The 25,586-nt window shown below is 61.2% G+C and carries 21 protein-coding genes and 1 pseudogene; 13 read left to right on the forward strand and 9 right to left on the reverse strand.

The window, feature by feature from the left end; translation table 11 throughout:
• Positions 1-190: 190 nt before the first annotated feature.
• The 6 genes from sucC (at position 191) to ASB58_RS06545 (ending at position 6,682) form a co-directional block, all read left to right on the forward strand.
• A complete protein-coding gene (gene sucC, locus ASB58_RS06520; RefSeq protein WP_118129728.1) occupies positions 191-1,357 on the forward strand; it encodes an ADP-forming succinate--CoA ligase subunit beta in 1,167 nt (388 codons plus the stop codon).
• Positions 1,357-2,238, forward strand: a complete 882-nt coding sequence (gene sucD / locus ASB58_RS06525; protein ID WP_118129729.1) for a succinate--CoA ligase subunit alpha — start codon at positions 1,357-1,359, stop codon at positions 2,236-2,238. Before sucC ends, sucD begins: the two co-directional genes overlap by 1 nt.
• Positions 2,239-2,308: 70 nt before the next feature.
• Positions 2,309-4,120: a DUF4153 domain-containing protein gene (locus ASB58_RS06530; RefSeq protein WP_118129730.1), complete on the forward strand. Its 1,812-nt coding sequence runs from the start codon at positions 2,309-2,311 to the stop codon at positions 4,118-4,120.
• Positions 4,121-4,192: 72 nt separating this feature from the next.
• On the forward strand, positions 4,193-5,500 hold the full coding sequence (brnQ, locus tag ASB58_RS06535; RefSeq protein ID WP_407920671.1) for a branched-chain amino acid transport system II carrier protein: 1,308 nt from the start codon (positions 4,193-4,195) through the stop codon (positions 5,498-5,500).
• A 52-nt stretch (positions 5,501-5,552) separates the two neighbouring features.
• Complete coding sequence (locus ASB58_RS06540; RefSeq protein WP_096005152.1) at positions 5,553-6,296, forward strand: DUF599 domain-containing protein; 744 nt, start codon at positions 5,553-5,555, stop codon at positions 6,294-6,296.
• A complete protein-coding gene (locus ASB58_RS06545; RefSeq protein WP_096005153.1) occupies positions 6,293-6,682 on the forward strand; it encodes an MAPEG family protein in 390 nt (129 codons plus the stop codon). Before ASB58_RS06540 ends, ASB58_RS06545 begins: the two co-directional genes overlap by 4 nt.
• Positions 6,683-6,740: 58 nt before the next feature.
• Here the strand turns inward: ASB58_RS06545 and ASB58_RS20010 are convergent, their stop codons facing one another.
• Positions 6,741-7,160, reverse strand: coding sequence for a hypothetical protein (locus tag ASB58_RS20010; RefSeq protein WP_181977871.1), 420 nt, complete (start codon positions 7,158-7,160; stop codon positions 6,741-6,743).
• Positions 7,161-7,202: 42 nt separating this feature from the next.
• A complete protein-coding gene (locus ASB58_RS06555) occupies positions 7,203-7,397 on the reverse strand; it encodes a hypothetical protein (protein ID WP_065336158.1) in 195 nt (64 codons plus the stop codon).
• A gap of 160 nt (positions 7,398-7,557) precedes the next feature.
• Here ASB58_RS06555 and ASB58_RS06560 point away from each other — a divergent pair, with 160 nt between their 5' ends.
• The 7 genes from ASB58_RS06560 to ASB58_RS06590 all read left to right on the forward strand — a co-directional run bounded on the left by ASB58_RS06560 (position 7,558) and on the right by ASB58_RS06590 (position 14,365).
• The gene (locus tag ASB58_RS06560) at positions 7,558-8,025 is read left to right on the forward strand and encodes a PaaI family thioesterase (protein ID WP_118129731.1); all 468 of its coding nucleotides are present in this window, start codon (positions 7,558-7,560) and stop codon (positions 8,023-8,025) included.
• 2 nt (positions 8,026-8,027) lie between these two features.
• Entirely contained in the window at positions 8,028-8,468 is a 441-nt protein-coding gene (locus tag ASB58_RS06565; RefSeq protein ID WP_181977893.1) for a PaaI family thioesterase, read from the forward strand.
• A gap of 29 nt (positions 8,469-8,497) precedes the next feature.
• The gene (locus ASB58_RS06570) at positions 8,498-9,469 is read left to right on the forward strand and encodes a hypothetical protein (RefSeq protein ID WP_118129732.1); all 972 of its coding nucleotides are present in this window, start codon (positions 8,498-8,500) and stop codon (positions 9,467-9,469) included.
• Positions 9,470-9,567: 98 nt separating this feature from the next.
• On the forward strand, positions 9,568-11,472 hold the full coding sequence (gene htpG / locus ASB58_RS06575; protein WP_096005165.1) for a molecular chaperone HtpG: 1,905 nt from the start codon (positions 9,568-9,570) through the stop codon (positions 11,470-11,472).
• Between the two features lie 100 nt (positions 11,473-11,572).
• The gene (locus ASB58_RS06580; protein ID WP_235827235.1) at positions 11,573-12,358 is read left to right on the forward strand and encodes a dienelactone hydrolase family protein; all 786 of its coding nucleotides are present in this window, start codon (positions 11,573-11,575) and stop codon (positions 12,356-12,358) included.
• 122 nt (positions 12,359-12,480) lie between these two features.
• The gene (locus tag ASB58_RS06585; RefSeq protein WP_118129734.1) at positions 12,481-13,830 is read left to right on the forward strand and encodes a hypothetical protein; all 1,350 of its coding nucleotides are present in this window, start codon (positions 12,481-12,483) and stop codon (positions 13,828-13,830) included.
• Between the two features lie 133 nt (positions 13,831-13,963).
• Complete coding sequence (locus ASB58_RS06590) at positions 13,964-14,365, forward strand: nuclear transport factor 2 family protein (protein WP_096005168.1); 402 nt, start codon at positions 13,964-13,966, stop codon at positions 14,363-14,365.
• A gap of 22 nt (positions 14,366-14,387) precedes the next feature.
• On the opposite strand, the gene cobA is transcribed toward ASB58_RS06590, so the two are convergent.
• From cobA to ASB58_RS06625, 7 genes and pseudogenes are all read right to left on the reverse strand, one after another.
• Complete coding sequence (gene cobA / locus ASB58_RS06595) at positions 14,388-15,146, reverse strand: uroporphyrinogen-III C-methyltransferase (protein WP_118129735.1); 759 nt, start codon at positions 15,144-15,146, stop codon at positions 14,388-14,390.
• 14 nt (positions 15,147-15,160) lie between these two features.
• Positions 15,161-17,857 carry a nitrate reductase gene (locus ASB58_RS06600; RefSeq protein ID WP_118129736.1) on the reverse strand — a complete coding sequence of 899 codons (2,697 nt, stop codon included), beginning with the start codon at positions 17,855-17,857 and terminating at the stop codon, positions 15,161-15,163.
• Positions 17,858-17,925: 68 nt separating this feature from the next.
• Positions 17,926-19,128 (reverse strand): annotated as a pseudogene (locus ASB58_RS06605) (NAD(P)/FAD-dependent oxidoreductase); the annotation flags it as partial.
• A 255-nt stretch (positions 19,129-19,383) separates the two neighbouring features.
• Positions 19,384-21,051: a bifunctional protein-serine/threonine kinase/phosphatase gene (locus ASB58_RS06610; protein WP_118129738.1), complete on the reverse strand. Its 1,668-nt coding sequence runs from the start codon at positions 21,049-21,051 to the stop codon at positions 19,384-19,386.
• Between the two features lie 3 nt (positions 21,052-21,054).
• Positions 21,055-22,266, reverse strand: coding sequence for a nitrate/nitrite transporter (locus ASB58_RS06615; protein ID WP_118129739.1), 1,212 nt, complete (start codon positions 22,264-22,266; stop codon positions 21,055-21,057).
• A 205-nt stretch (positions 22,267-22,471) separates the two neighbouring features.
• Positions 22,472-22,900 (reverse strand): universal stress protein, encoded by a 429-nt coding sequence (locus ASB58_RS06620; protein WP_096005174.1) that lies wholly within the window; start codon positions 22,898-22,900, stop codon positions 22,472-22,474.
• Between the two features lie 2 nt (positions 22,901-22,902).
• Positions 22,903-25,494 (reverse strand): TRAP transporter permease, encoded by a 2,592-nt coding sequence (locus ASB58_RS06625; RefSeq protein WP_118129740.1) that lies wholly within the window; start codon positions 25,492-25,494, stop codon positions 22,903-22,905.
• Positions 25,495-25,586 lie beyond the last annotated feature (92 nt).

Raw genomic sequence — 25,586 nt, forward strand, 5'->3', positions numbered from 1 at the left:
GCCAGTCGACCGCAGCAGGTCAATTCGAACGTTTGGCTTTTGTAGAGTGGTTACAAAATGTAACCCGGCAATAGGCTGCAGTGTTTACCATGTTCGGGCTGACAGGATTGCGGCAGGTGGCAACGGTGGCGGCAACTCGCAGAGTGGCGGCTAGAAAGTAATTCCTACACGATCAAAACGGTAGAAACGCATGAATCTTCACGAATATCAGGGGAAGCAGCTGTTCGCTGAATACGGCCTTCCTGTCTCCAAGGGTTTTGCTGTAGACACTCCGGAAGAAGCGGCTGAGGCCTGTGAAAAGATTGGCGGCGACATGTGGGTCGTCAAGGCTCAGGTTCACGCTGGTGGCCGTGGTAAAGCGGGCGGTGTAAAACTGGTCAAGAGCAAGGAAGATGCAAAAGCCTTTGCCGAGCAGTGGCTGGGTCAGCGTCTGGTCACTTACCAGACTGATGCCAACGGCCAGCCGGTCAGCAAGATTCTGGTCGAGTCCTGTACTGATATCGCTCAAGAGCTGTACCTGGGCGCCGTAGTTGATCGTTCCACCCGCCGCATCGTTTTCATGGCGTCCACCGAAGGTGGTGTCGAGATCGAGAAGGTCGCGGAAGAAACGCCCGAGAAGATCCTCAAGGCAACCATCGACCCGCTGGTTGGTCCGCAGCCCTATCAGGGCCGTGAACTGGCCTTCCAACTGGGCCTGAAAGGTGACCAGATCAAGCAGTTCACCAACATCTTTGTAGGTCTGGGCAAGCTGTTTGCCGACTACGACCTGGCCCTGCTGGAAATCAACCCGCTGGTGATCAAGGAAGACGGCAACCTGCACTGCCTGGACGCCAAGATCAACATCGACGGCAACGCCATGTACCGTCAGCCCAAGCTGCGCGCCATGCACGATCCGTCGCAAGACGATCCGCGTGAAGCCCACGCTGCCAAGTTCGAACTGAACTACGTTGCTCTGGAAGGCAACATCGGCTGCATGGTTAACGGTGCTGGTCTGGCCATGGGCACCATGGACATCGTCAACCTGCACGGCGGCAAACCGGCCAACTTCCTGGACGTAGGCGGCGGCGCGACCAAAGAGCGCGTTACCGAAGCGTTCAAGATCATCCTGTCCGACTCCAATGTACAAGCCGTTCTGGTTAACATCTTCGGCGGTATCGTACGCTGCGACATGATTGCTGAAGGCATCATCGGCGCCGTCAAAGAAGTAGGCGTTAAGGTACCGGTTGTTGTTCGTCTGGAAGGCAACAACGCCGATCTCGGCGCCAAGGTACTGGCCGAGAGTGGCCTGAACATCATCGCTGCAACCAGTCTGACCGACGCTGCCCAGCAAGTCGTCAAGGCCGCGGAGGGTAAATAATGAGCATCCTGATCAACAAAGACACCAAGGTCATCTGCCAGGGCTTCACCGGCTCGCAGGGCACTTTCCACTCCGAGCAGGCGATTGCCTACGGCACCAAGATGGTTGGTGGCGTTACTCCGGGCAAGGGTGGCACGACTCACCTGGGTCTGCCGGTGTTCAACACCGTTGCTGAAGCCGTTGAAGCCACTGGCGCTGAAGCCAGTGTGATCTACGTTCCGGCGCCGTTCTGCAAGGACTCCATCCTGGAAGCAGCCAACAGCGGCATCAAGCTGATCGTCTGCATCACCGAAGGCATCCCGACGCTGGACATGCTGGACGCCAAGGTCAAGTGTGACGAGCTGGGCGTACGCCTGATCGGCCCGAACTGCCCGGGCGTTATCACTCCCGGTGAGTGCAAGATCGGCATCATGCCCGGTCACATTCACCTGCCGGGTAAAGTCGGCATCGTTTCCCGCTCCGGTACCCTGACCTATGAAGCGGTTAAGCAGACAACTGACGCCGGCTTTGGTCAGTCCACTTGCGTCGGCATCGGTGGCGACCCGATCCCGGGTTCCAACTTCATCGACATCCTGAAGATGTTCCAGGAAGATCCGAAGACCGAAGCGATCGTCATGATCGGTGAGATCGGCGGTAGCGCTGAAGAAGAAGCAGCAGCGTTTATCAAGGCCAACGTCACCAAGCCGGTTGTTTCCTACATCGCTGGTGTAACTGCTCCGGCAGGCAAGCGTATGGGCCACGCTGGTGCGATCATCTCCGGCGGCAAGGGTACTGCAGACGAGAAGTTTGCTGCGCTGGAAGACGCTGGTGTGAAAACCGTTCGCTCGCTGGCCGAAATCGGCGCAGCGCTGGCAGAGCTGACTGGTTGGGAAATGAAGTAAGCTTCACCCTACCATCGTGCTGACAAAACCCCGCCTTGGCGGGGTTTTGTTTTTGTCAGGGAATTATCCAATGAAGAGTTTTGATCGCATCAGCAGCTTGCACATGATGGTCGGTGTACTGCAGGCGATATTGGCGTACGGCCTGTTTCAGTCGGCTGAGTTAGAGGTGTGGCCTGCCACCCATGCAGCGGCGTACGTCCCACTGTTCATGCTCATGGTGGCACTGCCGCTCGCCTTCTATTGCGCGAGTGAGGCTGCGGCGGTGCGCCGCTGGTTGCTCAGTCTCGGTCTGGGGCTGCTGGCAACGCTGATCGGCCTGCACCAGGGGCTGACTGCCGGTGTCTCGCTCTGGCAGCCTGAGGGCTACCTGGGGGGCTGGTCGCCGGGACGCGTCGGTGACTACCTGCAGCCGGCGCTGATTTTTTCGCTACTGGTTTTTTTGGTAGCCCCCGCGGTTGCCTTGATACGTGGTCGCCCGCAGCCGACGGATTACCAGCGCTGGATTGATGCGCTGCACCACAACGCGCTGGTATTGCTTCAGGCAGCCTTGGTGCTGGGGCTGTTCTGGGGGCTGCTGTACAGCGCTGCCGGGCTGTTCAAACTGGTGGGGCTAGACTTGCTGCACGACCTGATCGAGCAGAGCTGGTTCAGCATTCCCCTGATTACGCTGGTGTTTTCCCACGCGGTCTCGGTGGCGGTGCGCACGCGCGGTGTGGCCGAGTTTCTCACCGGTCGGGCGCGTCAGCTGTGCGGTTGGCTGTATCCGCTGGCGGCGTTGCTGGCGGTAGGTTTTGTGCTCAGCTGGGGCGTGCAGGGCCTCGCCGGCCTGTTTGACAGCGGGCATGCGGCGCACTTGCTGTTCTGGTTTGTCACGCTGAACCTGTTGCTGATCAACCTAGCTTCGCGCGGCGGGGCGGAGCAGGGCGTGCAGGCCGTCTGGCTGCACTGGGTCATGGTGGCGGGCAAGTTGGCGCTGTTGCCTATGATGGCAGTAGCCGGTTATGCGCTATGGCTGCGCCTGGCGCAGTACGGCCTGACGCCGGAGCGTATCTGGGCACTGCTGGTCTGGTTGGTGCTGAGCGTGATGGCGCTGGGGGCGGCCCTGGATGCACTCAGCAGTGCGCGTGGTGGTACGCCCAACCGCTTGCTGCCTTTCAGCAATGTCGCTGCGGCAGTGCTCGCTGGGCTGGGCATCGTGCTGTTGCTCGGTGGACCGATCGATCCGCGCCGTCTGAGCGTCGAGAGTCAGTTGCTGCGTCATGAGACGAACAGGCTCAGCGATGACGCGCTGATCGATTTTTTGCGCTACCAGGGCGATGGCTACGGGCTGGAGGTGCTGACAGACCTCACACGTGCCGACACCGACGGCGACAAGCAGGCGCAGCGCCTGGCGCTTCTGGCCCGCAAGGCGCTGGCTGGCCGGCGAGAAGGCTCGGCTACCTTGCTGGATCAGGTCAAAGACCTGCCGCGCTTTCCGTCAGGCAGTGTGCTGCCCACAGGTCTGGCGCAGGCGTTGGGCCGGGAATCGGGCGTCCTGTCGTGCAACAGCCAGCAACTGGACCTGCCCGATGCCTGCCTGATCCGGGCCTTGCCGGGCTTTGCCGGGGAGCAGATCGCTTACATCGTGCTGCGTCGAGACGGCGATAGTGAGATGCCCTTTGGGCGAATCTGGCTGCCGGATGCTGACGGGAACTGGGTTGTGTCCGGTGATGTGGGGCGTGCGCAGGATGCGAACGGCTGCCCGCTGGACCACCGCCCGGCGGCTTTGTTCGATGCCGTTGTGCAGAACAGGGTAGAATTCGCCGCCAAGCCGCAGCCGGACCTGATGGTCGACGGACTGCGCATTCCAACCAACCTCTGGCGCAACGCCCCTTGTCCCTGACAAAGGGGAGGGCGATGTTGCCGTACGACACGGATGTCCCTGCTTTTTGCGGACGACGATAACAGTTTTATGATCAAACGACTTACACCCATCGATATCTTCGCGCTCGGTTTTATGACCTTTGCGCTGTTTCTTGGCGCGGGCAATGTGATCTTCCCGCCTGGCGCCGGTCTGGCGGCCGGGGCGAACATCTGGCCGACCGCTTTTGGCTTTCTCATCACCGCTGTTGGTCTGCCGCTGCTCACGCTGATCGCGCTCGCACGGGTGGGCGGCGGCCTGGCGCAGCTGACCGCGCCGCTGGGCGGCGCGGCGGGTGTCACACTCAGTGTGCTGGTCTATCTGGCCATTGGGCCGCTGTTTGCAACGCCGCGCACAACCGTTGTGTCCTACGAAATCGGCGTGCTGCCCTTTGTCAGTGACAGCTGGCAGACCCTGCTGGGCTACTCGCTCATCTACTTTGCTGCGGTGATCTTCCTAGCACTTAAGCCTGGCCAGTTGATGGACCGGGTCGGCAAGTACATTACCCCAGTATTGCTGGCAGGGCTGGTGCTGCTTGGGCTGGCAGCGCTTTTCCTACCCGCCGGTGATATGCCGGCGGCAAGCGGCCAATACCGCGATGCACCCATGATTCAGGGCTTTCTACAGGGCTATCTGACCATGGATACCCTGGGCGCGCTGGTGTACGGCATTGTGATCACCACCGCGATTCGCGACCGTCAGGTCAGCGCTGCTCCGCTGATTACCCGCTACACCGTGTTGGCGGCCGTCATCGCGGCGACCGGGTTGTCGCTGGTGTACCTGTCGCTGTTTTATTTGGGCTCAACCAGTGGCTCATTGGTTGAACCGGGCGTCAATGGAGGACAGATCCTCGCCGCCTATGTGCAGTATCGTTTTGGTACTGCGGGCAGCGCGCTGCTGGCGCTGGTGATTATCCTCGCGTGCATGACCACCGCAGTGGGTCTGCTGACAGCCTGTGGCGAGTACTTCAGCAAGCTGTTGCCGGTCAGCTACAGGGCTGTGGTCTGGCTATTTGGTCTGTTCAGCATGCTGGTTGCCAACCAGGGGTTGGACAGCCTGATCAGCGTCTCCATCCCGGTGCTGGTGGGCCTGTACCCGTTGGCCATCGTGTTGGTGTGTATCAGTCTGCTGGGCGCAAGTTGGGCGCGGCCCGCTAACATCATGCGGCCGGTGATGCTGATAACGCTGGTCTTCGGCGTGATTGACGGCCTCAAGGCCGCCGGGCTGATCAGCAGTGCAGGCGCGTGGCTTGATGCACTACCACTGTCGGATCAAAGCCTGGGCTGGCTGTTGCCGGTTCTGGTGACCATGCTGCTGGCTATGCTGGTTGAATATCTGCGCCATGGCAGCCTGCGACGTTGATACGGGACGTTTCGGGCCGATAAATAAAACCCGCTCAGAGTAGGGAGACTGAATGCTGTCGATTCCGGATGCAGGAAGTGTTTGGATCAACACGCTGGCTGTTGGCTGGCTGGTGCTATGCTGGATGGGCTACACCTACTATGCCTTGCGCAAAGGGCGTGATACGGCTTGCCTGGCGAGTGTATTGCACCTGTATCGGCGCGATTGGATGAACCGCCTGCTGATGCGTGAGCAGCGCATGTCCGACGCCAGCGTGATCGGTAACCTGGAGCGCAACACATCCTTCTTCGCCTCCAGTACGCTGCTGATCCTGGCCGGCCTGATTACCGTGATGGGGGCCACCGACAAGGCGGAGCTGCTGCTGCATGAGCTGCCCTTCGTCGCCAAGGTCAGCCGGGAGATCTTCGAACTCAAGCTGCTCGTGCTGATGGCTATCTTTGTGTACGCGTTCTTCACCTTTTCCTGGGGGATGCGCCAGTACAACTTTGCTTCTGTGCTGCTGGGTTCGGCGCCGCTGCTGGGTGAGAAAAATGTTACCGAGGCCGAGCGCAATGCCTACGCCGAGCGGATGGCGCGCGTTATCTCGATGGCGGGTAACGAGTTCAACCTGGGGCTGCGGTCCTATTACTTTGCGCTGGGCACGTTGACCTGGTTCATCAATCCGCTGCTGTTCATCCTTACCACCGCTGGAGTGGTACTGGTACTGTACCGACGTGAGTTTCACTCGGACGTACTGCACATCATGATGTTCAGTCCGGCACCGATACCGCCACCGCAAATGGAGAAGTTGGAATGAGTATCCCCCTCTGGAGTCTGTTTATCGCTGCGTTGATGCTGGTGCTGACCAAAGCGCCGGTTGCTGTTGCCCAGTCCCGTTCGGGTGGTTATGACAATGCCCATCCGCGTGCGCAGCAGGCGAGCTTGAAGGGCTGGGGCGCACGCGCGCTGGCATCGCATCAGAACATGATCGAGGCGTTTCCGGTGTTTGCTGCCGGGGTGCTGGTGGTGCTCGCGACGGGGACTCTCGGCGCGGCGGCCAATGCGCTGTGCATTATCTTTGTGCTGAGCCGTGTGGCTTACACTGCGCTATACCTGCTTAATTTTGCAACGCTGCGCAGCCTGGTGTGGGGCGCAGGATTCGTCTCCAGCCTGGGTTTGCTGTTGTTGCCGCTGTTGCGCTGAGCTGACAGATAAAAAAAGGGCATGCCGCGGCATGCCCTTTTTTTGACTCACTGATCGCTTACTCTTCCATGGCGCGCTCCATGGATTCCTTGGACTCGACGGCAGCATCCTGCACCGCTTCACCTTTCTCCTCAACGTACTCTACCGAGCTGTCGTAGGCGTTACTGACACCTTCTTTGGTCGCGTCGTAGGCTTCTTCGATGTTCTCGGAAGTCGCATCGTAGGCGTCCTCTACGCTATCACCTGCGGCGTCAACCTTCTCCTGCAACACCTCGCCGGTGGTCTGCTCGGTACCGGTTACCTCACGGGCCTTCTGTTCGGTAGCGTCGGCGACATCCTTGGCGGCGTCCTGCATGTTGTCCATGGCATCAGACATGGACTCGCGGGCATCCTCCATCTTGTCTTCCGGGCTTTCCTGGCAGCCAGCCAGCAGACCTACGCCGGCCATCAGGACAACTGCTGCAGCTAGTTTTTTCATGGTGCTCTCCTTGACGAGTAAAGTCGGCGATCAGTCGCCTTGTTATTGCGCTTCTTCAGCTTTTTGCTCAATGGCTTCGCCGGTTTCTTCTACGGCATCACCGACGTTGTCGACCGCGTCGGACATGGATTCCTGGGCATTTTCCATCTTATCTTCAGGCTCTTGCTGGCAACCTGCAGCAGCAAGCAGACCGGTGGTCAGCAGCAGGGCGGCGGCGATAGTCGTTTTCCGGGACATATGAACACTCCTTCAAAGCGGTTGATTCACTGCCTTAGTGCTGCGCCTTGCCCGTAAAGTTCAACATCTGGTCGACTTCTGGAGTCTAGTTCACGTTCTGGGTACTATGATGAGCCTTTGGCCTTGCCTTATCCGAACAGCGACTCCAAGCCTTTCCAATATGTCAGAAATAGAACTGCGCGCGCGCAATTTCCTGTCTGTGTTGCGGCACTGCCAGCACCTGCAGATGACCGTAGAGCAGGCCGATGAGCAGGGGCTCATCATCAAGCTGCCGTACAGCGACAATATCGTCGGCAACCCGGTTACTGGCGTCATACACGGCGGTGCCATCACCACCCTGATGGATACCTGCTGCGGTATCTCTACCGTGTGTTACCTGCCAGAGTTTGAGATCTGCCCGACCCTGGATCTGCGGATTGACTACATGCACCCGGCTGAACCGGGCAAGCCCATCTTTGGGTTTGCCGAGTGTTATCGCGTGACCCCTACAGTCATCTTTACCCGCGGTGTCGCCTATCAGGACGATCGCGACGAACCTATCGCGCATGTTGTTGGTACCTTCATGCGCATGGGCAAGGCGGTAAACCCGGGCAGCCTGAAAGCGCATGGCGACGAGGAGGGGGCATGAGTCTGAGCGAGGAGCAGGTTCAGGACATCATCAGCCGTTCTCGCGAAACAGGTGACTATGGCGAGCTGGTAGAAGCCATTCCCTACGCGAAGATGATTGGCATGCAGGTCAAGCGCATGGGTAATGAGGCCTTCTTCTGCCTGCCCAGTGCGCAGAACAACATCGGCAATCCGGTCTTGCCCGCACTGCATGGCGGTGTCATTGCCGGTTTTATGGAGCAGTCGGCGATGCTGCACCTGATGATGTTCATGAACAGTGAGGTATTCCCCAAAATCATCGATTTCTCAGTAGATTACCTGCGCGCCGGGCTGTACCGTGATACCTATGCTACCTGCCAGGTATGGCGGCAGGGGCGGCGTGTCGGCAACGTTGCCATCACCGCCTGGCAAACCCGTTCCAGCGAGCCGATTGCCACGGCTCGGGCCCATTTCAAGCTGGATTGAACGCGAGCGCGACAGGAGTGCAGTCGGCGATGGAAGCCTTGTTGATTCTGGGTGGGGTGATCGGTTTTGTAGTGGCCTGGATTTGGCTGGTTTTTGGCAGCTTGCGTCTGGGTAGCCGAGCCGTCCTGCTGGCTGTGTTGCTTCCGCTGGTAACGCCCTTTCTGCGCGACAGCGCCTTTGCTCGCCTGCCGCGTATATTGCTGCTTGCATCGCTGCTGTGTGTGGGTGGTGGTCTCTGGTTGCTGCAACAGCATCAGCCAGAGCATTTTGCCCGTTTACTGTCTGGGCAATGGCACCAGCAAGTGCCCGCCGGTGAGTTGCAAGGCACGCTGATGGGCCAGCCGTTTGCGCCGGATAAGGTGTATTGGCGTGGCGATCAACTGGTCTTTGCCGAGACCGCTGGCGAGCGCGTCCGTCGCTCCCTGGTGGTGCGTTTTGATGGCGCCACCCGCCTACTGCAAGGTACCGCAATCGATCTTTTGCCCGGCGACGATGGCCCCTGGCCGCAGATGGTGCTCCAGTGGTACACTGGCGCGTTGGCCTCACCCGGCCTACGCCGTGTTGCTTCCGATTACAGCCTGAGTCTGTCTCTGGCGCCGCAGGGCAGAGATGGCGCCGACATGGTGGTACACCTGCATTTGCCTGCCGAGCACCGTACCCGGCTAACCGGACGGGTGACCCTGGCAGAGCGCCCAAGCTGGCTTGGACGTTCACTGACCAGCACCCAGCGCCCAGCACCGCCTCCGGAGCCAGCTGCGCCCACGCCGCCGCCCGCTGGCTGGCAGGAGGTCAGCTTGCTCGCCGTGTTGGATGAGCCGGAGCATTTTGTAGGTCAGCGGTTGCGGCTGGTAACCATCGCCGGTCGGGAGTACGAGGGGGTGCTCAAGGCGGTAACCAGCGAGCGCAGGTTGGTATTGGCGCTGCCTCAGGGCGCCAACCAGGTTGACTTTCAGTTTCATCCCGTCGACATCGCCTTGATCGAGGTACGACCGCGGATCTGACGCCAGGCCCTTGAAAGTATTTCAAATGTCCCCATCTCTGCTGCATTGCCAGAATCTGCTGGCTTGCCCTGAACAGCATCAAATGGAGACGCTTCGTTATGACCGTGGACGCTCATAAGGAAACCCTGGGATTCCAGACCGAGGTAAAGCAGCTGCTGCACCTCATGATTCACTCGATGTACTCGAACAAGGAAATCTTCCTCCGTGAACTGATTTCCAACGCCTCGGATGCCTCCGACAAGTTACGTTTCGAAGCCATTGCCCAGCCGCAGCTGCTGGAAGACCAGCCCGAGCTGCGTATCCGCGTCAGTGCCGACAGCAAGGCCAATACCCTGACCATCGAGGACAACGGCATCGGCATGTCCCGTCAGGAAGTCATCGACCACTTGGGCACCATTGCCAAGTCGGGTACCGCCGCCTTCATGCAGCAACTGACCGGAGACCAGAAAAAGGATTCCCAGCTGATCGGCCAGTTTGGCGTCGGCTTCTACAGCGCCTTTATCGTCGCTGATCGGGTGGAAGTGTTTACCCGTCGGGCGGGCCTCGCTGCCGCCGAAGGTGTGCACTGGGAGTCGGCAGGTGAGGGTGAGTTCACCATTGCCACTGTCGACAAGCCTGAGCGCGGTACCCGTATCGTGCTGCACCTCAAGCCGGCTGAAAGCGAGTTTGCCGACACCTTCCGTCTGCGCAACGTCATTACCAAATACTCCGATCATATCTCCCTGCCCATCGAGCTGCCCAAGCCGGCGGCGGGTGATGAGCAGCAGGCCGCTGCCGAGACCGAGTGGGAGAGCGTCAACCGCGCCAGCGCGCTCTGGACCCGTCCGCGTACCGAGGTCAAGGACGAGGAGTACAAGGAGTTCTACAAGCATGTTGCCCATGACTTTGAGGACCCGCTGAGCTGGAGCCACAACAAGGTCGAAGGCAAGCTCGAATACACCAGCCTGCTGTACGTGCCGGGCCGCGCCCCGTTTGACCTGTATCAGCGTGAAGCGCCGCGCGGGCTCAAACTCTATGTGCAACGCGTGTTCATCATGGACGACGCCGAGCAGTTTCTGCCGTTGTATCTGCGCTTTATCAAGGGCGTGGTGGACTCCAACGACCTGTCGCTGAACGTCTCGCGTGAGATCCTGCAGAAGGATCCGGCGATCGACAGCATGAAGTCCGCGCTGACCAAGCGTGTGCTGGACATGCTGGAGAAGATGGCGAAGAAAGAGCCTGAACAGTACGCGACCTTCTGGAAAGCCTTTGGCAGCGTCATGAAGGAAGGCCCGGCAGAGGATTACTCCAACCGCGAGAAGATTGCCGGCCTGTTGCGTTTTGCCTCCACCGCCCAGAGCGATGACAGCGAAGTGGTCAGCCTGGACGCGTATCTGGAGCGCATGGTTGAAGGCCAGGACAAGATCTACTACCTCACCGGCGAGCGTTATGCGCAGGTCAAGAACAGCCCGCACCTGGAAATCTTCCGCAAGAAGGGTATCGAAGTGCTGCTGTTGACCGACCGCATCGACGAGTGGCTGATGAGCCACCTGACCGAGTACCAGGGCAAGCAGTTTATCGACATCGCCCGTGGTGATCTGGACCTGGGCAAGCTCGAAGGCGACGAGGACAAGCAGGAGCAGGAAAAGGCCGCCGAGGCCAAGGCCGATCTGGTCAAGCGCATTCAGGAAGCGCTCAAGGAGCAGCTGCAGGAAGTGCGCGTGTCGCACCGTCTGACTGATTCCCCGGCGGTGCTGGTGATCAACGAGGACGATATGGGGCTGCAGATGCGCCGCATCCTCGAGGCCAGCGGCCAGAAGGCGCCGGAAAGCAAGCCGATCCTGGAGATCAATCCGGCTCACCCGCTGCTGGACAAGCTCGACAGCGAGCAGGATGAGGATCGCTTTGCCGATCTGAGCCACATTCTGTTCGACCAGGCGGCGCTGGCCGCTGGCGAAGCACTGCAGGACCCGGGTGCCTATGTTCGCCGCTTGAATGCACTGCTGGTTGAACTGAGCCGCTAAGCTGCCAGTTTGCGGTAACGCGTGAGCAAAAATGCCTGCCTTGTGCAGGCATTTTTGTTTCTGACGCTATGCTGGAGGGACATTTATGGAGGAAGCAACGATGAAACACCTATTGGGGGGAGTGGTAATGAGCACGCTGGCGGGTCTTGCACAGGCGGACATCACGGTTGAGCAGATGGACTACGAGATTGATGGCAAACCCTTTGAGGGCCGCCTGGTGTACGACGCCAGTGTGCAGACGCCGCGGCCTGGTGTGCTGATGGTGCCCAACTGGATGGGGGTAACCGATGCGGCAGTCGAGAAGGCCAGTAAGGTGGCGGGCACCGATTATGTGGTGTTTGTGGCGGACATGTACGGTCGTGACATTCGCCCGGCCAACGCCGAGGAGGCCGGCGCCGCTGCCAGCACCGTGCGCGATGATCGCGCGCTGATGCGCACGCGCGTAAATGCCGCGCTGGACCTGCTGGCCGGTCAGGCTCAGGCACCGGTCACTAGCGGTCAGCTGGTTGCCATCGGCTTCTGTTTTGGTGGCGGCTCGGTGCTGGAGCTTGCGCGCTCGGGCACCGACCTCAAGGGCGTGGTGTCTTTCCACGGTAACCTGGACACCCCCAACCCGGCCGACGCAGCCAATATCAAGGCCCCAATCCTGGTACTGCACGGCGCCGATGATCCCTTCGTGCCGGAGCAGCAGGTCGCCGACTTTCAGGCCGAGATGCGCGGCGCTGGTGTGGACTGGCAACTGATCAGCTACGGTGGCGCGGTCCATTCTTTCTCCGATCCCTACGCCAACATGGCTGGCAAGGCCGAATATAACCCGGTGGTAGCCAAGCGCAGTTTTGCCGCCATGCAGCAGTTCTTTGATGAGGTGCTTGGCGACGCAGAATAACGGTAGGCTCTAGCGCGTCATCGACGACGCTGATGTTGGCGCGCTAGAGGGGCCGGCTGGGCATAATGCGGTGACACTCTCCGCGAGAGAGAACATAACAACAAGACAAAATGGAGACGGGTATGTCGCAACCTGAACAACCGGGCTGGCGTTGGGGGCCTTTTACCTTTCGTTTGCCGTTCTACCACTCAAAGCTCTGCTGGCCTGAGCTGGTTCAGGGGCTGCTGATTGCCGCCGCTACCGGCCTGTCGCTGGTGCCGCTGATGACCAGCTTCTTCGGTTTGAGTTTTGAAGAGGCGGTAGCCGTCTCCATGATTCATTCGGCGCTGATTGCCTCGTCCATCATTGTGTTCGGTGAACCCTACGCCCCTGGCTGGATCACCCCGGCGTTGCCGTTGGTCCTCGCCTTTGTGCTGGGCGGGTACGAGACACCTGACGAGCGCTTTCAGGCGATGGCGGCGATTTCGCTGGATTTTGCCCTGTTGCTGTTTTTGCTGGGCATCACCGGGCTGGGCAAGCGCTTTATTCTCTGGCTACCTGACACGCTCAAGGCGGGCATCATTCTTGGCGCGGCGATTGCGGCGCTGAAACGTGTATTTGTTGACGATGCCGAGCGTTTTCTGCTGCAGCAGCCAATCAGTACCACCATCGCCTGCGCCGTGTGCCTGATCTTCGCCTTCAGCATCCCGATGGCCAAATTGAAGGAAAAATACCGTTTCTTTGCCTTGCTTGGCGCCCTGGGCCTGCTGCCCGGTTTCGTGCTGGCCGGCATTATCGGGCCGATGGTAGGCGAGGTGAACTATGACATCCAATGGGGCATTCTGATTCCGCCGCTGGGCGACGCCTGGGCCAAGGTCTCACCCTTTGCCATTGGCTGGCCGAGCATGGAAATGTTTATCCAGGGCATGCCGCTGGCGCTGATTACCTACGTGATTCTGTTTGGCGACCTGGTCACCGGCAACGAGGTTATCCGCGAAGGGCTGGAAACACGCCAGGATGAACACATCGACATCAATCCGACCCGCTCGCACATCTCGCTGGCCATCCGTAACGCGCTGATGGGCATCAGTGCACCGTTCTTCCCGACTCAGGGCGCGCTCTGGACCGGTGTGCACGTGATCATCATGCAGCGCTGGAAGCAGGGCAAGCAGGCGATGGACAGCATCCACAGCGGCCTGGCGTCCTATTACCTGATGGGGTTGCCGATTCTGTTCTTCCTGCTGCCGCTACTGACCGGGCTTAAACCGCTGCTGGGCATTGCCCTGTCGCTCACGCTGGTGCTGACCGGGTTTGCCTGTGCCTATATCGCCATGGCCATCCCGAAAAACAACACGTCTCGGGGCGCGGTGGTACTTATTGGCGCGTCCTTGGCGTTCTTCGAGCCCTGGGTGGGCCTGCTGATCGGTATTCTGGCTACCGTTGTACTGGTGGGCTGGGATCGTAATCTTGACCCGATTCCGCACGAAGATTGAGCAGCCAGAAAGCCGGCCCCTGCGCCGGCTTCCTGGCCATGTTGCACGCGATTCAGCTGCTGAATCTCCCTTGTCGCTGCAATGCCAGGCGGCGAACAATGGCAGCCCATACGAACAACGATAAGGAACAGCAATGAGCAGTGTAGTGGAGCGGTGGCACAAGGTTGTTGAGGCGCAAGATCCAAGCGGTCTGGCGGATCTGCTGGCGGACGACGTTGTGTTTCATTCGCCGGTGGTGCACACGCCGCAGGTGGGCAAGGCGATTACCACGCTGTATCTGTCGGCCGCCTTTAAAACGCTGAACGCGCCGGGGCACTTCAAATACCTGCGTGAGGTCGTTGACGGCAACAACGCGGTACTGGAGTTTCAGACCATCATCGACGGCATCACCATCAATGGCATCGACATGATCCAGTGGAACGCCGACGGCAAAATCGTCGACTTCAAGGTCATGGTGCGCCCGCTGAAAGCGGTCAACGCCATTCACGCGGCCATGGGGCGTATGCTCGAAGCGCTCAAGCCGGCCAAGGCCTGAGCAGCAGCCCGTCCCGCGCGCCTTAGCCTGTCAACTGCGACGGTTCGCTGTGTGACTGGATCAGCTCGGCGGCATTGACCACCTCACCAATCACCAGCACCGCCGGGCTTTTCAGTTTGAAGGCAGTGGCGGCAGCGCAGAGCTGAGATAGCTGGCAGGCGTGTTGCCGCTGGTTTGGTGTGCTGGCGTTTTCAATCATGGCGACTGGCATGTCGGCTGGCATGCCGCCGGCCATAAGGCCTTGCTGAATCTGCTGCAAGCGGGCGACGCCCATGTAGACCACCAGGGTGGTGCCACCGGCGGCCAGGGCGGCCCAGTTCAGTTCGCTGTCGTCCTGCGTATGGGCCGTAATTAGCGTCACGCCGCGGCTGACGCCACGCAATGTCAGCGGAATGTTGCATTGGGTGGCGCCGGCCAGACCGGCGGTAATACCGTTGACGATACCTGCCTCGACACCGCGCTCGCGCAACCACTGGGCTTCTTCACCGGCCCTGCCGAAGATGCAGGGATCACCGCCCTTGAGGCGCACCAGGCGTTTACCCTGGCGCCCGTAACGCAGCATCAGGCGGTTGATGAAGGCCTGCGGGGTGGAGCGGCAGCCGCCGCGCTTACCGACACGAATCAGCCGCGCCTGCGGGCAGTGCTGCAGAATCTCGGGATTGACCAGGTCATCCACCATCACCACCTCGGCATTCGCCAATAGGCGTGCCGCCTTGAGGGTGAGCAATTCCGGGTCGCCGGGGCCGGCTCCAATCAGCCAAACATTGGGTGTGCTGTTCATCAGTTTCTCCTGCATCAGACGGGGACTGCGGTCGTGGCCAGCAGTTGCTTTATTTCTGGAACGCAGGAGCCGCACTGGGTGCCGCAACCGAGTTCTCGCTTCAAGTCGTCCAGCTGCATGCCTTGCTCGATGCCAGTGCAGATGCGGCTGTGGCTGACGTTCATACAATTGCAAATGGTTTTGTCGTTGGCGGCGGCGCTGGCACCGGGTGGCGTGGCGACGGGTGCCAGCAGCCAGCGACGCAGGTCGGTGACGTCGCTGCCGTCTTGCCAGAGTGTGCGGAGCCAATCCCGGGCCAGGGTCTCGCCGCTGAGACGTAAGGCGATGATGCGCCGGTCGTCGAGCACAATGCGTTTGCTGATCTGTCGCGCGCTGTCTTCCAGGCTCAATGCCTGCGGGCTGTCCAGTCCACAAGCCTGGTCCAGTTGACGCAGCAACGCGGCGTCGGGCGCCTGGGCAGCGGCAGCGCGCAGCAGAACCGCAGGGCGCTCGCGGCCAACCAGGCCAATGCTCAGGTAGTCGAATGATTCAGCCAGCTCGCGCAGGCGAGCAAAGCGTTGCTGCACATCACCTTCTACCAGTACAAACAGTTGCCAGGGCAGCTCGGCGCAGGTGACCTGTACGGCGGCCTGTTTAAGTTCCGGTTGCTTGGACAGCGGGTCGTGGTTGCTGAGGGTCAGGCGGTTGCTGCCCAGACCCTTGAGAAAACGGTTGCCCCAGTGCATCGGCAGAAAGCTTTCGCCGGGGCGCAGCTGGCTGTCGGCTTGCGCCGGCAAGATCAGGCTGCCGCGGCGGCTGCGGAGGGTCACGAGGTCGCCCTCGGTTAGACCGCGCTGCTGCATGTCCTGCGGGTGCATGGCCAACTGGGCGCGTTCCACGTGACCGAACAGCTGGGCGGCGGTGCCGGTGCGGCTCATGCCGTGCCACTGGTCGCGCAGGCGGCCGGTGTTGAGCACCAACGGATAGGCGCTGTCGACGGGCTCGCTGAGCGGGCGATGGGCTTCGGCAACAAAGTGAGCGCGGCCGTCGGCGGTGGCAAAGCGGCCATCGGTATACAGCCGTGCGGTGCCCTGGCGGCTGCCCGTCGGGAAGGGCCATTGCTGTGGGCCCAGCTCATCAATCAGCGCATGACTCAGGCCGCTGTAGTCCAGGTCGCGGCCGGCGGTCAGGCCCTTGTATTCGTCAAACAGCTCGGCCGGCCGGGTAAAGGCAAATTGACTGGGTTGGCCTGGGCGCAGTTTTTGCTCCAGCCTGCGGGCAAAGTCGCAGACGATATCCCAGTCGGCACGAGCACTGCCGGGCGCCGGAATTGCGGGCCGTACATGGCTGATGCGACGCTCGGAGTTGGTCACGCTGCCTTCCTTCTCGCCCCAGCTGGCGGCGGGCAGCAGCAGGTCGGCATAGTGGCAGGTCTCGGTGGTGCTGAAAGCTTCCTGCACGATGACGAAGGGACACAGGCTTAGCGCCTGGTGGATCAGTTGCTGATCCGGCATGGATTGGGCCGGGTTGGTGCAGGCGATCCAGAGGGCCTTGATGCGACCGTCGCGCACGGCCTCGAACAGCTCGATGGCGCTCAGCCCGGGTTGGTCTGGCAGCTCGGCAACGCCCCAGTAATCAGCAACCTCGCGGCGGTGCTCGGCATTGGCGGCGTCACGGTGACCGGGCAGCAGGTTGGACAGGCTGCCGGTTTCGCGGCCACCCATGGCATTGGGCTGGCCGGTCAGCGAGAAGGGACCGGAGCCGACTTTGCCGATCTGGCCGGTGGCCAGATGCAGGTTGATCAGCGCGTTGTTCTTGGCGCTGCCGGCGCTGGATTGGTTCAGGCCCATGCACCACAGGGAAAGAAAGCTGTCGGCGTTGCCGATCAGCTCGGCTGCCTGACGCAGGTCTGCCTCGCTGATATCGCACAGGGCAGCGACGCGGGCCGGTGGGTAGTCCTGCACCAGTGTTTTCAGTGCATCAAAGCCGTCGGTATGCACGTTGATGAAGTCATGGTCGACGTGGCCATTTTCCAGTAGCAGATGCAGCAGGCCATGAAACAGGGCGACGTCGCTGCCGGGGCGCAGCGGCAGGTGCAGGTCGGCGACGTCGCAGGTGTCGGTGCGACGTGGATCGATGACGATGACCTTCTGCGCCGGATTGGCCTCGCGGGCGGCTTCCAGGCGGCGGAACAGCACCGGGTGGGCGTAGGCCATGTTGCTGCCGGCTATCAGCAGGCAGTTGCTCTGTTCGATGTCTTCATACGAGCAGGGCGTTGCGTCGGCGCCGAGGCTGCGCTTGTAGCCGACGACTGCGCTGGACATGCACAGGCGCGAGTTGCTGTCGATGTTGTTGGTGCCGATCAGCGCCCGGGCCAATTTGTTGAAGCTGTAGTAGTCCTCGGTCAGCAACTGGCCGGAGATATAGAAGGCCACGCTGTCGGGGCCGTGCTCAGCAATGGTGCGGGCAAACACCTCCGCCGCGTGACCCAGGGCGCTGTCCCAATCAGTGCGCCTGCGCGCCATGCTTTTACCCAGACGCAGTTCCGGTTGCAGGGCGCGGGCCGCCAGATCGCCGGTCAGGTGCAGGGTCGACCCTTTACTGCACAGGCGGCCGAGGTTAGCCGGGTGCGCCGGGTCGCCTTTGACGTTGTGGATGTGCTGGCCGTCGTGCTCGATCAGCACGCCACAACCGACGCCGCAGTAGCAGCAGGTAGAGGCGGTCTGCTTCATGACGCCAGCCTCCGCTCGAGCACCGGCAGATCGGTATCTGCGGCGGCTTCAACGGCGCTGCTGGCAAGCGCCTCGCCGAACATCAGCAGATCGCGTTGTGCCGCGAGGCGCTGACCGCTGCGTACCAGCTCGAAGTACCAGCTGCTATCGCGGGTGTCCCCGTACAGGCAGGCGCCGACCAGCACGTCATCGCGAATCACCAGTTTGCGGTAACTGCCGCTCTGCGGATCGCGCAGGGTGATGATGTCGCAGCTGTCATCCCCCATAAAGTCGCCGGCCGAGAACAGGTCAATACCGGTCACCTTGAGTTTGGTCGAGGTGATCGATCCCAGATAGCGACCATAGCCGAGCATGGCGAGATGATTGGCGCAGACTTTGGCCTGCTCGAATAGCGGCGCGACCAGGCCGTAAGCGATGCCGCGATGCTGCGCACATTCGCCAATGGCGTAGATGCGCGGATCAAAGGTTTGCAGGGTATCGTTGACCAGAATACCTCTGTCGCAGGCCAGTCCGGCCTCCACCGCAATATCGGTGGCTGGCCGGATGCCAGCGGCCATGACCACCAGATCAGCCGGGATCTGTGTGCCGTGCCTGAAAGCAACCGCGCAAACACGGCCGGTGCTGTCACTGAGCAGCTGTTCGGTGTGGTGCTGCAGGGCAAAGCGTATGCCGCGTGCTTCCAGAGCCTGCTGCAGCAACTGGCCGGCGGTTTCATCCAGTTGGCGGTCCAGCAGCCACTTGCCAACGTGCACAACGGTGACGTCCATGCCGCGCTGGCGCAGGCCATTGGCCGCCTCCAGCCCCAGCAGGCCGCCGCCGATGACCACGGCATGGCGGTGGGTCAGGGCGGTTCTCATCATCTGCCGGGTATGGCCGATGTCGCGGTAACCGATGACACCGTGCAGATCGTTGCCCGGTACTGGCAGCATGAACGGGTTGGAGCCTGTTGCCAGCAGCAGGCGGTCATACGCGGCTTCGGTGCCGTCTTCGGCGATCACGCGGCGGGTGACGCGATTGATGCGTGTGACGCGTTTGCCCAGATGCAGCGTGATGCCGTGCTGGCGGTACCAGTCCAGGTCATTGAGCACGATGTCGGCAAACGCCTGTTCGCCGGCAAGTACTGGCGACAGCATGATGCGGTTGTAGTTGGGGTGCGGCTCTGCGCCAAACACGGTGATCTCGTACAGATCAGGGGTCAGCTTCAGCAGCTCTTCGAGCGTACGAATGCCGGCCATGCCGTTGCCAATCAGTACCAGTTTCAGTTTTCGCATGGTGACGCTCTTTACCGGGCGGAAAACAAAAAAGGCGTCCCGGCCGCGTGAGCAGCAGGGACGCCTTTGTCCGAATGTGCGATGTAAGGGCGGGCTTGCAGTCAGCCACGACCTGTTGTGTTGATCTCTTTAAAGCAGGTCTCGTGCCATATTTGTTATTGCTTGTATATCATGCGCTTACGACTGCTATCTAAATCTGACCGCACTGTTCTGTGCACAGGCATGCAGCGTGGCTGCACCGGGTTGGGGCGCAACCTACGAGGATAGCCACTGCACCAGCAGTACCAGATTCGCTGCGAGAGAGGCGGCGGCCACCCAGCGCCAGAACACCAGCGGATGGCGCTCCAGCAACGGTTGGCTGCGGTTGATCAGCGGGCGCTGGTCACCTGCTTCCATTTCCAGCAGCCATTGTTCTGCCGTTTCCAGTCGTTTGCCCGGCTCGACCGCCACCGCGCGCAACAGCAGGTCATCCAGCCAGGGGGGGATATCCGGGCGATAGCGACTGGCGGGGGCCGGCTGGTTGAATCGCGGCCGTTGAAACGCTTCGACCTCGCCGTAGGGGTAGTGTCCGGTCAGCAGGTAGTAGAGGGTCACGCCGCAGGCATAGATATCCTGCGCCGGGGTGGGCGCGGCGCCCTCCAGGGTTTCCGGTGCCATGTAGCTGGGCGTGCCGGCGGCGCTGACTCGGTTGGCGTTCGACAGGCCCGGGCAATAGCACAGGCCAAAGTCCAAGAGGCGCAGGCGCTCATCGTCGCCCAGCAGCAAATTGTCCGGTTTGATGTCGCAGTGAATCAGGTTGCGCTGATGCAGCTTGCCGACCGCGCGCAGTAACTGGGTGGCCAGGGTGCGACAGGTAGGAATGCTCAACAGCCCGTGCTGGCGCTTGCGCTCTTCAAGGGTCTGCCCCGGATATTCTCGCATGACATAGTACAGGTGTCGGCGCTGCGGTAGTGGATGCAGTTCAGGGACAAAGTCGCCAGCGACGCGGCGCATGAACCACTCCTCCAGCACCAGTGCCTGCCGCGCCGCGTCATCATTTTGCAAAGCCGATGGCAAGGTTTTCATCAGCCAGGTTTGTTGCAGCGGGTCGCGCACCCGATAGACCATCGACTGACGCGACTCGGCACGCACACCGACCAGGTCCCAGCCTTCAAACGGTTTTCCGGCTTGCAGGCGCGGCGGCAACGCGCGCTCATCCAACGGGGCCAGGGCTTCGCCCAGCGTGCTGTCGGACAGCGCATCAACCCGGACCAGCAGGGCGCTGGCGTTGTCCTGACTGCCCCGTTGCAGGGCAAGCTTGAGCAGCTGCTGGCACCCTTGCTCGAATGGGTGCTGCCGCAGGCAGCTCAACAGGTCTGCGTCCTGCAACGCTGCCCAGACACCGTCGCTGACGATCAGTAGCTGGTCATTCAGGTGCAGCGCGCCGTCGCTGTAATCGATCAATAGATGCTCGTCCAGGCCCATGGCGCGCTTGAGCACATGATCCATGCCCGGGTGTTCCCAGACGTGGTCCTGGGTCAGCCTGCGCAGCTTGCCGTCACGCAGCAGGTAGGCCCGGCAGTCACCGACATGCGCGAGGAAATACCGACGCCCGCGCAGCACCAGCGCGGTGAGCGTGGTCAATAGCGGGTGTCCGCCACCATTGGCGCGCAGCCAGCGATTGTGGGCGGTCAGCAATTTATCCAGCGCCTGAGGCACCGCCCAGGTTTCCGGTGTGGCGTAGTAGTCCAGGGCCAGTGCCTGCAGGGTGGCCTGGGCTGCCAGCGCGCCATCAGCGCACTGGCTGACGCCGTCGGCCACTGCCAGCAGATGCCCCTTGCTGGCAGCCAGCGGGGCGGCTGGTGTGACCACCCGGATGGCGTCCTGATTCTGCTGGCGGGGCCCCGTGTCGCTGGCCTCGCTGATGCTCAGTTGCAGCGCCATGGCTCAGATCCGGGCGGAGGACAGACTGGAGGCGCCCCAGGTGGTGCGCCAGCGGCGTTTGACGTTATACAGTCCAACCCAGGCCAGCAGCCCCAGCGAGGCAAACAGCCACAGTCCAAGCTGGTAGTCACCGGTGTGCTGCTTGATGGTGCCGAGTCCGGCGGCCAGGATAAAACCGCCTACGCCGCCGGCCATGCCGATCAGTCCGGTCATGACGCCAATCTCCCGAAAGAAGCGCTGGGGCACCAGTTGAAAGACCGCACCATTGCCGGTGCCCAATCCGAGCATGGCAGCGACAAAAAATGCCAGGGCGGCCCAGGAACTGGGCAGGTTGAAGCCAACCACGGCGATACAGATGGCAGCGATACCGTACATGTAGAGCAATGCGCGGATGCCGCCGATGCGGTCGGCAAGCGCGCCGCCGAGCGGACGCATAAGGCTGCCCGCCATCACGCAGGCGGCGGTGTAGTAACCGGCGGTTACTGGGTTGAGCCCATACTGGTCACTGAAGTAGCCCGGCAGCGCGCTGGCCAGACCAATAAAGCCGCCGAAGGTCACGCTGTAGAAAAACATGAACCACCAGCTGTCCACATCCCGCAGGGCTTGGGCGTAGTCCGCCAGGGCCTTGGGGGCAGGCCGGTTCGGGGCGTTGCGCGCCAACAATATGAAGACGATCAGCGTGATGCCGAGCGGAATCAGCGCCAGGCCGAATACGTTCTGCCAGCCAAACAGGTAGGCCAGCCCGGGCGCAAAAATGGCTGCCAGCACGGTGCCTGAATTCCCTGCGCCGGCGATCCCCATCGCCTTGCCCTGGTGCTCGGGCGGATACCACTGTGAGGCAAGCGGCAGCGCTACAGCAAAGGAGGCGCCGGCAAATCCCAGACCCAGGCCCAGCATCAGGGTATGTTCATAGCTGCTGACACCCAGTTGCCAGGCTGCCAGCAGGGTGACAATGACAACGGTCTGGCCAATGATGCCGGCGGTTTTGGGGGAGAGCCGGTCCGCCATGAACCCCAGCAGCAAACGTAGCAGTGCGCCTGCGAGGATGGGTGTCGCCACCATAATGCCCCGTTCCTGTGCGCTCAGATCCAGATCGGTGGCAATCTGCACCGCGAGAGGGCCAAGCAGATACCAGACCATAAAGCTCAGATCGAAGTACAAAAAGGCTGAGAAGAGGGTTGGCGTGTGGCCGGCTTTCCAGAAACTGCTGTGCATGCTGTCTTCCTTTGCGGGCCCGGACGGGGCGCTGCGCCGCGTCCAGGCTCTGTTTCAGGCATAAAAAAAGCGCCGCCCCCGGCAACCGACCTGAGTCGGGCTGGGGGAGACGCCATTGTCTATGTAACGGCCCTGTGACGGCGGCCGCCTACCTGAGACCAAGCAGGATATATGCCAGTCATGCGAGTGGTCAGTGCGTCGTGCGTCAGCGAACGATCATCACCGAGCGTCGAGACTGCTGCACCACGCGCAATGCGTTGGTACCCAACAGATAGTCCTCCAGCCGCTTGCGCTTGTGTGATGCCATGACGATCAGGTCAACATCCAGCTTCTTGGCGACACGCAGAATGGCCTCGTAGGCTTTGCCGTCGGCTACGATGCGTTGGACCTTGACGCCCTTGGGCACTTGCTCTGCCACAAAGGCCTTGAGGTCACTGCTGATGGCCTTTTTCGCCTTCTCGGCGTACTCGCGCGGGAAGAACCCACCCACCAGCGGCAACCCGAAGTCTGGCAGCACGGTGACGATGTGCAGCGAGGCATCGTAGGTCTGACAAAAATTGAGCGCCGTGGGCAGCGCCTTGTCCCACGACTGTTTGTGGTTCAGATCAATTGGCAGCAGGATCTTGTTGTACATGCTCAGGCCCTCGCGTGTGCGCCATCGGCAGGCCGCCGACGCCATTGCAGTCCGATCACCAGCAGCAGTACCGCCAGGCCGGGAATCCACATCCATTCCTTGGCCCAGCGATCAACCGGAGCCAGGATCTCGACAATTTCCTGATCAAAGTCAAAGCCCAGGTCAGCTGCCGGGCTGCCGTAGGTCACCATGTCGACCAGGGTACGATCACCGTCTTGCATCAGCAGCAGGCCGAGTTTGTCCAGACGCTCGCTGCCGGAGCTGCCTTCGGGCACCGGTACCAGCACAAAGAAGGTGCGCGGCTGTCCGATATCGTCTACGCCGTCGACCTGGATACGCAGGTTGCTACCGGCGTCGACCCGCTCCAGTACCTGCTCAATTTGTGCTGGCGGCACGCTGCGGTAGGGGTCGTGCACCATATCCATCCAGAAACCGGGGCGGAACAGGGTAAATGCGACCAGCAACAAGAGAATGCTCTCATACCAGCGACTCCTGACGACCAGCCAGCCTTGGGTGGCGGCGGCAAAGATCAGCATGGCCAGCGTCGCGACGGCAAAGATCAGCAGCCCGTGCATAAAGTCCACATCGATCAGCAGCAGATCGGTGTTGAAGATGAACAGGAAGGGCAGGGCCGCTGTACGCAGGCTGTAGTAAAACGCCTGAAAACCGGTGCGGATCGGATCGCCACCTGACACCGCCGCTGCGGCAAAGGAAGCCAGACCGACGGGCGGAGTGACGTCAGCCATGATGCCGAAATAGAACACGAACAGATGCACGGCAATCAGCGGCACCAGCAGGCCGCTTTGCTGGCCCAGGGTCACGATCACAGGCGCCAGCAGCGCCGACACGACGATGTAGTTGGCGGTGGTCGGCAGGCCCATGCCCAGAATCAGGCTGAGCACGGCGGTCAGTACCAGCATCAGCAGCAGATTGCCCATCGACAGGATCTCGACCAGATCAGCCAGGACCAGGCCCACACCGGTCTGCGAGACGGCGCCGACGATGATGCCGGCGGTCGCGGTGGCGATGCCGATACCGATCATGTTGCGCGCGCCTGCTATCAGGCCCTGCCAAAGGTCATCCAGGCCCTTAACGGTGGCGGCGCCGGCCTCGCCCTGGCCACGGAACAGCGCCATCAGCGGGCGTTGGGTAATGATGATGACGATCATCAGCACCGTGGCCCAAAAGGCCGACAGGCCGGGCGACAGGCGCTCTACCATCAGGCACCAGATCAGCACGATCACCGGCAGAATAAAGTGCAGCCCGGACATCACGGTGGGCCTGGTCTGCGGTAGGCTGACCACCGGTGCTTCCGGGTCATCCATCTCCAGTTCGGGGTAGCGCGACCCTATTTTCAGCAGGCCGATATAGACCGCACCGAGCGCTGCGCCGATCACCCAGCCGGCGGCGTCGCCAAGGAGCGGTTTTAGCCAGCCCAAACCGTAGTAGACCGCAAAGGAGAGCGCCATCAGCAGGATCAGCCCGGTCATAAAGCCGAGCACCTTGCGTAGCAGTGGGCGCGGCGGGTTACTGCTTTGCAGGCCCTTCATGCCCGCTTTTACCGCTTCCAGATGCACGATGTACACCAGCGCGATATAGGAAATCAGCGCGGGCAAAAAGGCATGCTTAATGACCTCAACGTAGGAAATACCCACGTACTCAACCATCAAAAAGGCGGCCGCACCCATGACCGGCGGCATGATCTGGCCGTTGACGGACGATGCGACCTCGACCGCGCCGGCCTTCTCGGCGGAGAACCCCACGCGTTTCATCATCGGAATGGTGAAGGTGCCGGTGGTCACGGTGTTGGCGATGGACGAGCCGGAGATAAGCCCGGTCATGCCGGAGGCCACCACGGCAGCCTTGGCCGGGCCACCGCGATAGTGGCCCAATAGCGAGAACGCGACTTTGATGAAATAGTTGCCCGCGCCGGCCTTGTCGAGCAGAGAGCCGAACAGCACGAACAGGAATACGAAGCTGGTAGATACGCCCAGGGCGATACCAAATACGCCCTGGGTGGTCAGCCACTGGTGGTTGATCAGGGCTTCAAGGCTGACGCCCCGGTGCGCCAGGATACCCGGCATCCAGGGGCCGGCCATGGAATAGACGATAAATACCAGGGCCACGATCATCAGCGGTGGCCCAAGGGCACGGCGTGTGGCCTCAAGCAATAGCACCAGCCCGATGACGGCAACGATCACATCCTGGGTGATGGGACGCCCCGGCCGAGCAGCCAGGTCGGTATAGAAAATGTACAGATAGGCCGCGCAAAACGCGGCCACCAGCGCCAGAACCCAATCAATGACGGGAATGTAATCGCGCGGTGATCGCTTGAACGCGGGGTAGGCCATAAAGCCCAAAAAGACGGCAAATGCGAGGTGGATCGAGCGTGATTCGGTACTGTTGAATACGCCGAAGCCCACCATGAAGGGCAAGGGCGAGGCGATCCACAACTGAAACAGCGACCAGGTCGCGGCAATACTCAGCAGCAACTTTCGGGCAGCGCCAGTGGGCTTGCGTGCACCGGTATCACTGGTTGCCACCAGATCTTCAAGTTCGGAGTTCAGATCATTGGCGTCGCTTGTTTGGCTCATGGCTGCGCGCTTCTCCTGATTATTGGTGTTTTATCCTGTGGCAGCGCTGATAGTGCTGCCTGCGCATGCGTCTCTTGTGAAGCCGCGATGCA

It is taken from the genome of Pseudomonas abyssi, from assembly GCF_003444685.1.
Taxonomy (GTDB): Bacteria; Pseudomonadota; Gammaproteobacteria; order Pseudomonadales; family Pseudomonadaceae; genus Halopseudomonas; species Halopseudomonas abyssi.

Bases quoted from the DNA above. Each gene is read 5' to 3' on its own strand.
- sucC (WP_118129728.1), top strand. From the start codon at position 191: ATGAATCTTCACGAATATCAGGGGAAGCAGCTGTTCGCTGAATACGGC.
- sucD (WP_118129729.1), top strand. From the start codon at position 1,357: ATGAGCATCCTGATCAACAAAGACACCAAGGTCATCTGCCAGGGCTTC.
- ASB58_RS06530 (WP_118129730.1), top strand. From the start codon at position 2,309: ATGAAGAGTTTTGATCGCATCAGCAGCTTGCACATGATGGTCGGTGTA.
- ASB58_RS06540 (WP_096005152.1), top strand. From the start codon at position 5,553: ATGCTGTCGATTCCGGATGCAGGAAGTGTTTGGATCAACACGCTGGCT.
- ASB58_RS06545 (WP_096005153.1), top strand. From the start codon at position 6,293: ATGAGTATCCCCCTCTGGAGTCTGTTTATCGCTGCGTTGATGCTGGTG.
- ASB58_RS20010 (WP_181977871.1), bottom strand. From the start codon at position 7,160: ATGAAAAAACTAGCTGCAGCAGTTGTCCTGATGGCCGGCGTAGGTCTG.
- ASB58_RS06555 (WP_065336158.1), bottom strand. From the start codon at position 7,397: ATGTCCCGGAAAACGACTATCGCCGCCGCCCTGCTGCTGACCACCGGT.
- ASB58_RS06560 (WP_118129731.1), top strand. From the start codon at position 7,558: ATGTCAGAAATAGAACTGCGCGCGCGCAATTTCCTGTCTGTGTTGCGG.
- ASB58_RS06570 (WP_118129732.1), top strand. From the start codon at position 8,498: ATGGAAGCCTTGTTGATTCTGGGTGGGGTGATCGGTTTTGTAGTGGCC.
- htpG (WP_096005165.1), top strand. From the start codon at position 9,568: ATGACCGTGGACGCTCATAAGGAAACCCTGGGATTCCAGACCGAGGTA.
- ASB58_RS06580 (WP_235827235.1), top strand. From the start codon at position 11,573: ATGAAACACCTATTGGGGGGAGTGGTAATGAGCACGCTGGCGGGTCTT.
- ASB58_RS06585 (WP_118129734.1), top strand. From the start codon at position 12,481: ATGTCGCAACCTGAACAACCGGGCTGGCGTTGGGGGCCTTTTACCTTT.
- ASB58_RS06590 (WP_096005168.1), top strand. From the start codon at position 13,964: ATGAGCAGTGTAGTGGAGCGGTGGCACAAGGTTGTTGAGGCGCAAGAT.
- cobA (WP_118129735.1), bottom strand. From the start codon at position 15,146: ATGAACAGCACACCCAATGTTTGGCTGATTGGAGCCGGCCCCGGCGAC.
- ASB58_RS06600 (WP_118129736.1), bottom strand. From the start codon at position 17,857: ATGAAGCAGACCGCCTCTACCTGCTGCTACTGCGGCGTCGGTTGTGGC.
- ASB58_RS06610 (WP_118129738.1), bottom strand. From the start codon at position 21,051: ATGGCGCTGCAACTGAGCATCAGCGAGGCCAGCGACACGGGGCCCCGC.
- ASB58_RS06615 (WP_118129739.1), bottom strand. From the start codon at position 22,266: ATGCACAGCAGTTTCTGGAAAGCCGGCCACACGCCAACCCTCTTCTCA.
- ASB58_RS06620 (WP_096005174.1), bottom strand. From the start codon at position 22,900: ATGTACAACAAGATCCTGCTGCCAATTGATCTGAACCACAAACAGTCG.
- ASB58_RS06625 (WP_118129740.1), bottom strand. From the start codon at position 25,494: ATGAGCCAAACAAGCGACGCCAATGATCTGAACTCCGAACTTGAAGAT.